This is a genomic window from Mycobacterium sp., from assembly GCF_046091765.1.
In the GTDB taxonomy this organism is placed as follows: Bacteria; Actinomycetota; Actinomycetes; order Mycobacteriales; family Mycobacteriaceae; genus Mycobacterium.
Map to the genome: position 1 here is coordinate 26,090 of NZ_JBJTCF010000124.1, position 9,749 is coordinate 35,838.

Consider the following 9,749-nt stretch of genomic DNA (forward strand, 5'->3'; position numbering starts at 1 on the left):
CCCAGCCGAGCCAGGGCGGCCCGCATCGTCGGTCAGGCCACACCAAGGTAGGCGGCGCGGATGCTGTCGTCGGCGAGTAGATCAGCGGCGGGGCCGCTGCGGGTGACGTTGCCGGTTTCCAGGATGTAGGCCCTGTCGGAACGTCGCAGCGCCTGGGCGGCGTTCTGCTCGACCAGCAGGATGGTGGTGCCCTCGGAGTTGATCTCGGCGATGATGCCGAAGATCTGGGAGATCACCATCGGCGCCAAACCCATCGACGGCTCGTCGAGCAGCAGTACCCGTGGCCGGGCCATCAGGGCGCGGGCCAGTGCCAGCATCTGCTGCTCGCCGCCCGACAGCGTTCCGCCGACCTGACTGCGCCGCTCCGCCAGCCGCGGAAACGTCTCCAGTAGCCACTCCAGGCGTTCGTCGCGCGCGGCTTTCGACTCGAACTTCCTGCCGTAGCACCCCATCTTGAGGTTCTCCGTCACGGTCATGCCGGGGAAAATGCCGCGACCCTCGGGTGCCTGCACGAGGCCGTCGATCGCCCGCTGGTGCGCCTTCACGCGGGTGATGTCCCGCCCGTCGAACCAGATGGAGCCGCGGGACAGCGGCCGCAGCCCGGAGATCGCCCGCATCAGCGTGGTCTTGCCCGCACCGTTGGATCCCAGCAGGGTCACCAGCTCACCCTCACGCACGGCGAGCGAGACCCCGTGCAGGGCCTCGATCCTGCCGTAGTGCACGACGACGTCGCGCACCTCCAGCAGGGGCGCGGCGGCGGGATCAGAGTTGGTCATCGGGCACCCCCAGGTAGGCGGCGATCACGGCGGGATCCTCGCGGATCTCGGCGGGCTGGCCGTCGGCGATCTTGCGGCCGAACTCCAGCACGACGATGCGGTCGGTCACTCCCATCACCAGCCGCATGTCGTGTTCGATCAGCAGCACGGTGTAACCCTCGTCGCGGATGCTGCGGATGAGGTCGATCAGAGCGGCCTTTTCGCGGGGGTTGAAGCCGGCGGCCGGTTCGTCGAGACACAGCAGCTTCGGTCCGGTGGCCAGGGCGCGCGCGATTTCCAGGCGCCGCTGATCCCCGTAGGGCAGGTTCTTGGCCTTCTCCTCACCCCGGTGGGCGATACCGACGAACTCCAGGAGGGCGACGGAGCGCTCCACGGCCTCGCGTTCTTCGCGGCGGTGTCGTGATGAGCGGACAACCGCACCGGGAACCGAGGTGTGATGGCGGGCGTCGGTTCCGACGACCACGTTCTCCAGCGCGGTCATCTCACCCCACAGCCGGATGTTCTGGAAGGTGCGGGCGATGCCGAGCTGGGTGATCTGGTGGCGCTTACGCCGGCCCAGGGGCTGGCCGTCGAACACCACCGATCCCGCGCTGGGCCGGTACACCCCGGTGATCGCGTTGAAGCAGGTCGTCTTGCCTGCGCCGTTGGGTCCTATCAGCCCCAGAATCTCGCCGCGCTGGATCGCGAAGCTGACCGCGTCCAGCGCGGTCAGGCCGCCGAACTTCACCGTGAGGTCCGTGGTTTCCAGCAGCGCGGTCACGACGGCGCCCCCGTGCCGGCGCCGTCGCGAGCCAGCAGCCGCCGGGCCCGGTCGGCGTAGGCCAGCAAGTGCTGTCGGGCCGGGAACAATCCCTGCGGACGGAAGATCATCAGAACCACCAGCGCCAGCCCGAAGAACAGATACTTCAGATCACCGAGATTGATGCCCATCACCTCCACACCCAACAACCGGTTCGGCAGGTAGACGATGACGAACGCCCCGAATATCACTCCCAGCTTGTTGCCCTGGCCGCCGAGCACGACCGCGCACAGGAAGAGCATCGAATTGATGATGTTGAACGTCGGCGGCGCGACGTACTGAACCTGCCCGGCGTACATCGCACCGGACAGGCCGCCGATGGCCGCGCCGATGACGAATGCCCACAACTTGAACCGGAAGGTGTTCACGCCCATCACTTCGGCGGCGTCCTCATCCTCCCGGATCGCGACCCAGGCCCGGCCGACCCGGCTGCGTTCGAGGTTGCCGACCAGAAGCAGGATCGCGACGATCAGGATCAGCCCGAGCCAGAACCACCACGTTCCGTAGTTCGCGTTCCCGGCGGAGTTGCCGCTGGAGAACACTCCGTTCGGCAGATCCGCACTCTGCGCGACACGGGGATAGGCGACCTCATTGAGGCCACGCGGACCGTTGGTCACCCCGGAGAGGTTGTCGGCAAGCAGTCGGATGATCTCACCGAAGCCGAGAGTGACGATGGCCAGGTAATCCCCGCGCAACCGCAGCGTGGGGGTACCCAGGATCAGACCGCTCAGCGCGGTGATCGCCATCGCCAGGGGTACGCACGCCAGCCAGGCCCACTTCTCGGTGAACACGCCGTGGCCGACCTGGTTCCAGGGGCTGTCGGGAGAGGTGAGCAGTGCGACGGTATACGCGCCGACCGCGTAGAACCCGACGTAGCCGAGATCGAGCAGGCCCGCCTGGCCCACCACGACGTTGAGCCCGACGGCGATGATGGCGACCATGGCGAACTGGGCCATGGTGCCGCCGAAACTGATGCCCGGGGTGTCCAGGAACGGCGGGGTGTAGAGCGGCAGCAGCGCCAGGGCGCCGAATCCGAGGACACCGAATGCCCACTTCTGAACCCGGCTGCGCGCCGACCACCATCGGCGCAGTCCGTCCCCCGGTGCCAGCAGCGTGCTCATGCGCGGGCCCGCCCGAGACTCTCGCCGAGGATTCCGGTCGGCCGGATCAGCAGCACCAGAACCAGCAGCACGAAGGCGACCACATCGCGCCACTGCGTGCCGAAGATGGCCTGGCCGTAGTTCTCCATGATGCCCAGCAGCAGACCGCCCAATAGCGCGCCGCGCAGGTTTCCGATCCCCCCGAGCACGGCGGCCGAGAAGGCTTTGATTCCGAGCAGGAATCCCCCCGAATAGATGATGCCCTGGGGCACCCGCAACGTGTAGAGCAAGGCGGCGGCGCCGGCGAGTATGCCGCCGATCAGGAAGGTCCGGGCGATGATCCGCTTCCGCGAAACGCCCATCAGCGTGGCGGTGTCCGGGTCTTGGGCGACCGCGCGGATGCCCCGGCCGAACCGGGTGCGGTTGATCACCACATCGGTCAGGACCGCCAACGCCAGCGCGGCGGAGACGATGACCAGGGTGACGTTGGTGACGCTGGCGCCGAAAATCTCGAACTGCACCCTCGGCTGCACCAGGATAATCGGCTGCTGGGCGTTACTGCCGCCGTAGCCGGGCAGGATCGTCGGCAGGATGAAGTGGACGAACTCCTGCAGCACGAACGACATGCCGATGGCGGTGATCAGAAAGGTCAACGGGCGCGCGCCGCGGCGCCGCAGCGGCCGGTAGGCCACGGCTTCCAAGCCGACCGCCGCCGCCCCGGAGACTGCCATCGCGAACAGCATCGCGATCCCCAGGAACACGACGGTCATCGCGACGCCGAGGTTGTAGGCGTTGCCGCTGGGTGTGAAGCCGAGGATCATGTCGAGGCAGAAGTACGCCCCGAACATTCCGAGCATGAAGATTTCCGAGTGCGCGAAGTTGATCAGCCGCAGCACCCCGAAAACCAGGGTGTAGCCGACGGCGACGAGCGCGTAGATCGCCCCCCAGGCCAAGCCGTCGACGGTGAGCTGCCAGAACCCTTCCCGCAGGTTCTCGATGTTGAAGCTGATGTCGCCGGCCAGCCAGTTCTGCGAAGCGAGAGCCTGGCCGATCATTCGACTCCTCGCGTCGTTCCCACCGGCAACCCCGAGGGGCGAACTACTGGACCTTGTACATCCAGATCAGGGTCGTGGTCAGTTCCCCCTGCTCGTTCCACTGGTACTTGCGGGCAACGCCCTGCCCGTCGTAGGTCCGCACGAAGTTCAGCAGCGCCTCGCGAGTTGTAGCGCCGGAGTCGATGCCCTTGGCCAGGATGGTGCCGAGGTCATATCCCTCTGTGCTGTAGGTGCCCGGGGCCTGGTTGAACTTCTTGGTGTACTCGTCGGAGAAAGCCGCCGACGCCGGTCCGCACGGGCAGGACAGCAGCGCGTCCTTGGACGCGTTGCCGGCCTGCTTGACGAACTCCGGGTCCTTGGTGCCATCGGCGCTGACGAACGTCCCGGTGAAGCCCGCGTCGCGCAGTTGCTGGACGAAGGGTGCGGCTTCGGAGTAGTAGCCGCTGTAGAACACCGAGTCCGGCGACTGCTCCTTGATCTGGGTCACCGCGGCGGAGAAGTCCTTGTCGCCCTTCTTGACCGAGATGTTGCAGGCGGAGTCGGCCAGCGGGCCCAGGGTGTCCCGAACAGCCTCGGCCAGCCCACTGCCGTAGTCGGTGCTGTCGTCGACGACGCAGACCTTCTTGTCTCCCACGGTGTTCTTCATGTAGTTGGCGACCGACGGGCCCTGGACGCCGTCGTTGGCCAGGCCCCGGAAGAAGGTCTTCCAGCCCTGTTCGGACAGGGTGACGTTGGTGGCCGAGGCGGTGGCCGACACCAGGCCGGCCTGGTCGAACACCCCGCCGGTGGCCTTGGTCTCCCCGGAGAACGCCGGGCCGACGAGACCGATGATGGCCGCGTCGTCGACGATCTGCGGGGCGATCGCGGTCGCCTTCTGCGGGTCACCCTCGGTGTCGAAGGTCTTCAGTTCGATCTGGCACCCGGGATTGGCGGCGTTGTGCTTGTCGATCGCCAGCTGCACACCGTTTTTGATGTTGATGCCCAGAGCGGCATCCGGTCCGTTGAGCGCGCCGGCCATCGCGATGGCGACCGGTTCGCAGGTCGCCTTGCCGTCGCCGGCGGGGTCAGCCGCTACGGTTCCAGCCGCGGGCGAGACGGCAGCGCCGTTGCCGTCGATCTGCACCTGCTCGACGATCGCCAGGTCGGTCGGGGTCGCGCCCTGCGCGTCGGTGCTCCCTGAGGAGGACTCTCCGGCGGGTTTGGGTTGACTGCATCCGGCGATCAGCAGCATTGCCAACGCCGCGGAACTCATCGCGATTGCATTTCGGGTGGTCAGACCGGGCACGCTGAACCTCCAGGAGTGTGGGCATGGGGGGGTCGTGATGTCGCTGGTGTCACAGGATGCCACAACCCGGGCGTCAGGGCGTGTCCTCGGGGGATTCCAGCGATTCCAGTACGACCTGGGCCACCCGCTTCATGCTGGTGCGGCGATCCATGGCCGCCCGCTGCATCCAGCTGAAGGCCGCCGGCTCGGTCATTCCGTGCCGGGACTGCAGCAAACCCTTGGCGCGCTCGACGAGCTTGCGGGTCTCCAGCCGGTCGGCCAGATCGGCGACCTCGCGCTCGAGTTGGGCGATCTCGGCGAAGCGACTGACGGCCAACTCGATCGCCGGAACGAGGTCGCTGATCGAGAACGGCTTGACCAGATAGGCCATCGCACCCGCGTCGCGCGCCTTCTCGACCAGTTCGCGCTGGCTGAACGCGGTCAGCACGACGATCGGCGCGATGCGCTTGGCGGCGATCTCGGCAGCGGCGTCGATCCCGTCGCGGCGGGGCATCTTGACGTCCATGATCACCAGGTCCGGGCGCAGGCTTTCGGCGAGCTCGACGGCCTCCTGTCCGTCGCCGGCCTCCCCCACCACCTGATAGCCCTCCTCGCGCAGCATCTCGGCCAGATCAAGCCGGATCAGCGCCTCGTCCTCGGCGATCAGTACCCGGCGCGCGGGAGCCGACCCGCCGATCGGTCCGGTCATGGGGTCATTCTGACTCACCGGACCCGCGCCCCGTCGGCCTTGGCGACATCCTCTATCGTTGGGCAGCGCTGCGAATGCCGTCCGCCCTCGTATCCCAATTGGCAGAGGAAACGGATTCAAAACCCGTGCAGTGTGAGTTCGAGTCTCACCGAGGGCACCACTGGCTCAGGCAGCTTTCGCGCAGGTGACGCCGATTTCGGCGTCGAATGTCATTGCGAAACAGCCTGCTGTGGCCACATTTTGGCCACATTTTCGGCCACCGCGTCCAAATCGGATTCGAACAAATCGGCGTACACGTCGAGTGTCATGGCGGCGCTGGCGTGCCCGAGCATGCGCTGCACGACTTTCGGATTAGCCCCGGCCGAGATGGCTAGCGACGCGGCGGTGTGCCGCAAATCGTGGGCGGTGATGCGCGGGAACGTCGAGTCAGCCTTGCGGCAGCGTTCCACCGCACCCGACAGCCACGAACCCACCGACGACGGCGGGCCGAGGTAGCCACCGCCCGACGACGGCCACAGCAGTTCGTCGCGGCCCCTGCCTTCGGCGGTGTGCGCCAGGGCGGCCAGGACGAACTCAGGCAGCACTACGGTGCGGTTCCGGTTGGATTTGAGCAAACCGACCGCGAACTCGCCGCCAACTTTCACCGCGTTGGTGTGCAGCCGTACCCGCCGCCGCAGGAAATCCACGTCGGCCACCCGCAGCGCAGCAGCTTCGCCCCACCGCAACCCGCCAACCCCGAGCAGCAGCACCAGGGCGCGGTAGCGGCCCGCCTCATCCGCTAGGGCTTGAAGCTGCGCAGCCGTCAAATAGGTGTTGTGCCGTGGCGGCCGCTTGGGCAGCTTCACGCCGCGTGCCGGATTCGACGGCAGCAGCCGATCACGCACCGCGTCATCGAGTATCCGCGCCAGCACCGAGAACGTGTTGGCCGTCATTGAGGCGCTCAGCCCTAGCCCGGCTACCCACGCCTGCACGTCGGAAAATAGGACGTTGCTGATGCGGGTGTGCTGCCAACGCGGTTGTACGTGATTGCGCCACGCGGATTCGTAGGACCGGAACCCCGAGGGTTTCATGTGGCCGCGCTGGCGTTGTAGCCAGGCGGGGCCGAGCTCCCCGACCGTTACCCGCCCGGCCGCCGCGCCCACGTATTCGCCGCGCGCTTTCGTCACTTCTACCGTGGCCGCGAACAGTTCGGCGTCACGCTTGGTGCGGAACCCGCGTTTCTGTGACTGCTTGCGATCCGGTGTGCGGAATCGCACCCGCCACAGCGTGCCGCCCTTGGTTTGGTAACGCTCAACCGTTGCCATGTCATTTGCCCCCTTGTCGTTCCCGCGACCGCCTGCGGCGATCTTCCATCAGATGTTTCCGGTTGCGTAGTTCCTGCGCCATGTTGTCGTGCTCCCACACCGGCCACGACTTGAGCCAGAACTCGGTGATGAAACGGTGCCCGCCTTCGCGGCGTCGCGTTTCGGCGTCGCGGTACTTCACCGGGCCGCGTGCCGTGAGCCAGTACCACAACGCGCTAGCGTTTTGCGGCCCCGTTCCGGTGGCTTTCGTTTTGGCGCCGGCCCCGGTGTGGTGCGGCATCAGCAGCGTCGCAGGCGACGTTACGAACGCGACAGCGAGCGCCGCGAGATCATCAACGGACACGCGCCTGTCGCCTTCTTCGATGCGCCGCAGCGCGGTGGCGCTGATTTCCCAACCCGCCCGCAACTCGAGCAACTGGGATAGCTGCGTGAACGTAAGGTTGTCTTCTTCGCGCAGCCGTTTCACGTTCGCGGCGACCGCATCGCCGGTGGGGCCGGATTCCTTCTTGGTGTGCATGCCGCAACCGTAGCAGATTCTTCAATTATTGAAGGTGTGGCGCGTGTCCTGCGTCGTCAAACGGTGATTCCCTGTGGCTATGACAAAGAACCAGTTATCGCAGTCTGACCGTCAAATATCGCAGCCCGATGCTAGTGACAAGCTCGCCACCCCGGCCGAGGTGGCTGCTTTTTTCCGCACCACGACGGGAAAATTGGCGAACGACCGGGTACTCGGCCGCGGCCCTGAGTTCGTCCGATTCAACCGCAAAATCTTGTACCGCTGGGAAGACGTTCACGCCTTCGTCGAAGCAAATAGACACCACCGCACCGACGACGTTCCGCCACCACGCCCCCAAGACCGTCGCACGCGCTGACGACGTAAACCACAGCGCAACCGAAGGTAACCCTCAACCCGAAAGGAGTCGGCAGTGACCGACAACATCTGGGACGCGCTCTCGTCGGACAGCGGCGATTTCGCACCCATCTTCAAATTCACCAATCCCGGCGACAGCATTAATGGCGTCATCATCGAAGACCCGGTGACGCTGCCGCTGACCGCGTACGGCACGACCGAACCGAAAATCGGCAAGGACGGAAACCCCGTCATGCAGATCATGCTCGTCCTGGCCACCGACCAGTTGAAGGACGAAAGCCACGATGGTCGCTGGCGCGTCTATATCGACAAGCCGTTGTTCAAGGCTGCTGTTCGGGATGCGCTCAAGGCGGCCGGCCAGCGGGCAGCGTGGCCCGAAGGCGCGGCAGTGCTCATGCGAATCGGCACCGACGAAATCCCGGCCGCCATCGAAACTCACAACGCCACGTTTAACTTGTCGGCTGCGCTGTGCGACGAAATCACCAACGCCACCCGGTTCGCCATCGTGCTCAACTGGGGCGCTCTACAGCTTCCCGTCCTTGTCGGCCGATTCGCCCGGTTCGACGGCTAACACGTGCAAACCGATACAGGCGCTATGCCGTGACGGCGGCCCGGCAGGATCTGCCCGGTGCCCGCCGCCAACTCGCTGACGCGGTGGCCGCCTTGGCCGATCCGCTGCCGTTGTTCTTCGGCGGCACGTGCCGTTGGACCGACCCCCTCTACACACGGCTGCGCGACGCTCTACAGCCCCGAAACATGACCAGCCGACGGGTGGTGCCCGGCAGCCGCGCACCCTGCCGCACCGACGTCCTGACGTTGGTTGTCGAAATCGACCTGACCGTGGCCGGGTGGCAGCCGCGTGGCGACGGGGCGCTGGCCCGGCTGCACCGGCTGCGCGACAAACCGTGGACACCCGAAGACTGCGAGCTCGTCAGCCAGCACGCCGCGCAGATTCGGGCGTGGACGCTGAAGGCGGTGGAACTGCTGGGTGACCGCACCGTAAGCGTGCCGCTGCGGCTGCCGTGCCCGGCGTGCGGGCGCTCACACGTTCCCGGCCGCAACACCGCCGGGGAACCGGTGAGACGGTGGGCGCTGTTGGTGTCCGAACACGGTGCCCGCTGCGCGGGCTGCGACACACACTGGCCCCCCGAACGCTTCGGCTTGCTGGCCCGGCTGCTCGGGCTGCCGCCCCTGCCGGTGGCGTGACACCTCCGGCCGCCGCCCCGGTGGCCCTCTGCCGCCTGCAACTAAGGCAGACGGCCCCTTCTTCCCCGGCCCGTACCCCGGACGCTCCTCCTAGCATGGATCCATTGAGATTCGCCGACGTCCAATCAGGCAGATCCCCTAACATTGCGTTCGTGGGTGTCAAGCGGTTATCTGCTCTTTTTCGGACGCTGCTTGCCGTAGTAGTGCTGTCGCCAGTGGCGATCGCTCACGCTGACTACACAGTCGTAACGATTAAGCAGGCTGTCACGGACGGGGGACTCCAGTATTGGATAGCCCTCGCAACATCTACTTATCCAAGGTCGAGTCTCGAGGAAATGCCTCCGCAAGGCATGTATATCACTTATCCGTCGGGTACAGCTTCATTTGCCGGGTTTATGTCAATGACTGTCGGTCTGAATTGGGCGATCTTACTTTGACGTTCCGGTTGGAACACGTATTACGGACTATTGGATCACTTTTCGTGGCTCCGCTACATCGAGCGGTACAAGCGCTTGGTTGTGCAACGCCGAAAGTGACGCTTGTGGCGAGTGAGTCCCCAGGCGTATTGCTTTAGCCGCTCGTGGCACAGGCACACGCCCCCCCTTACCGAAATCCACCAAACCCACCAGCGGCCCGTTTCCCGCGCCACCAGCCCCCTACACAGC

At 65.9% G+C, this 9,749-nt stretch carries 10 protein-coding genes and 1 tRNA gene; 3 read left to right on the top strand and 8 right to left on the bottom strand.

The window, feature by feature from the left end:
* Nucleotides 1-32 precede the first annotated feature (32 nt).
* From ACKOB8_RS14335 to ACKOB8_RS14360, 6 genes are all read right to left on the bottom strand, one after another.
* A complete protein-coding gene (locus ACKOB8_RS14335; RefSeq protein WP_526378385.1) occupies nucleotides 33-776 on the bottom strand; it encodes an ABC transporter ATP-binding protein in 744 nt (247 codons plus the stop codon).
* Complete coding sequence (locus ACKOB8_RS14340; protein ID WP_526378405.1) at nucleotides 763-1,626, bottom strand: ABC transporter ATP-binding protein; 864 nt, start codon at nucleotides 1,624-1,626, stop codon at nucleotides 763-765. The genes ACKOB8_RS14335 and ACKOB8_RS14340 overlap by 14 nt, the downstream gene beginning before the upstream one ends.
* On the bottom strand, nucleotides 1,533-2,696 hold the full coding sequence (locus tag ACKOB8_RS14345) for a branched-chain amino acid ABC transporter permease (protein ID WP_526378387.1): 1,164 nt from the start codon (nucleotides 2,694-2,696) through the stop codon (nucleotides 1,533-1,535). The genes ACKOB8_RS14340 and ACKOB8_RS14345 overlap by 94 nt, the downstream gene beginning before the upstream one ends.
* Nucleotides 2,693-3,730, bottom strand: coding sequence for a branched-chain amino acid ABC transporter permease (locus ACKOB8_RS14350; protein WP_526378389.1), 1,038 nt, complete (start codon nucleotides 3,728-3,730; stop codon nucleotides 2,693-2,695). The genes ACKOB8_RS14345 and ACKOB8_RS14350 overlap by 4 nt, the downstream gene beginning before the upstream one ends.
* Nucleotides 3,731-3,773: 43 nt before the next feature.
* Nucleotides 3,774-4,982, bottom strand: coding sequence for a branched-chain amino acid ABC transporter substrate-binding protein (locus tag ACKOB8_RS14355; protein WP_526378391.1), 1,209 nt, complete (start codon nucleotides 4,980-4,982; stop codon nucleotides 3,774-3,776).
* A 106-nt stretch (nucleotides 4,983-5,088) separates the two neighbouring features.
* Nucleotides 5,089-5,703 carry a two-component system response regulator PdtaR gene (locus ACKOB8_RS14360; protein ID WP_526378393.1) on the bottom strand — a complete coding sequence of 205 codons (615 nt, stop codon included), beginning with the start codon at nucleotides 5,701-5,703 and terminating at the stop codon, nucleotides 5,089-5,091.
* Nucleotides 5,704-5,786: 83 nt separating this feature from the next.
* Between ACKOB8_RS14360 and ACKOB8_RS14365 the strand changes: the two genes are divergently transcribed.
* Nucleotides 5,787-5,863, top strand: a tRNA-Leu gene (locus ACKOB8_RS14365).
* 49 nt (nucleotides 5,864-5,912) lie between these two features.
* Here the strand turns inward: ACKOB8_RS14365 and ACKOB8_RS14370 are convergent.
* Both ACKOB8_RS14370 and ACKOB8_RS14375 read right to left on the bottom strand, forming a co-directional pair.
* Nucleotides 5,913-7,007 carry a site-specific integrase gene (locus tag ACKOB8_RS14370; RefSeq protein ID WP_526378395.1) on the bottom strand — a complete coding sequence of 365 codons (1,095 nt, stop codon included), beginning with the start codon at nucleotides 7,005-7,007 and terminating at the stop codon, nucleotides 5,913-5,915.
* Nucleotide 7,008: 1 nt separating this feature from the next.
* Nucleotides 7,009-7,524: a helix-turn-helix domain-containing protein gene (locus ACKOB8_RS14375; RefSeq protein ID WP_526378397.1), complete on the bottom strand. Its 516-nt coding sequence runs from the start codon at nucleotides 7,522-7,524 to the stop codon at nucleotides 7,009-7,011.
* A 409-nt stretch (nucleotides 7,525-7,933) separates the two neighbouring features.
* On the opposite strand from ACKOB8_RS14375, the gene ACKOB8_RS14380 reads away from it, so the two are divergent.
* Both ACKOB8_RS14380 and ACKOB8_RS14385 read left to right on the top strand, forming a co-directional pair.
* On the top strand, nucleotides 7,934-8,449 hold the full coding sequence (locus ACKOB8_RS14380) for a hypothetical protein (protein WP_526378399.1): 516 nt from the start codon (nucleotides 7,934-7,936) through the stop codon (nucleotides 8,447-8,449).
* A 29-nt stretch (nucleotides 8,450-8,478) separates the two neighbouring features.
* Nucleotides 8,479-9,084, top strand: a complete 606-nt coding sequence (locus ACKOB8_RS14385; RefSeq protein WP_526378401.1) for a DUF7341 domain-containing protein — start codon at nucleotides 8,479-8,481, stop codon at nucleotides 9,082-9,084.
* Nucleotides 9,085-9,749: the final 665 nt, after the last annotated feature.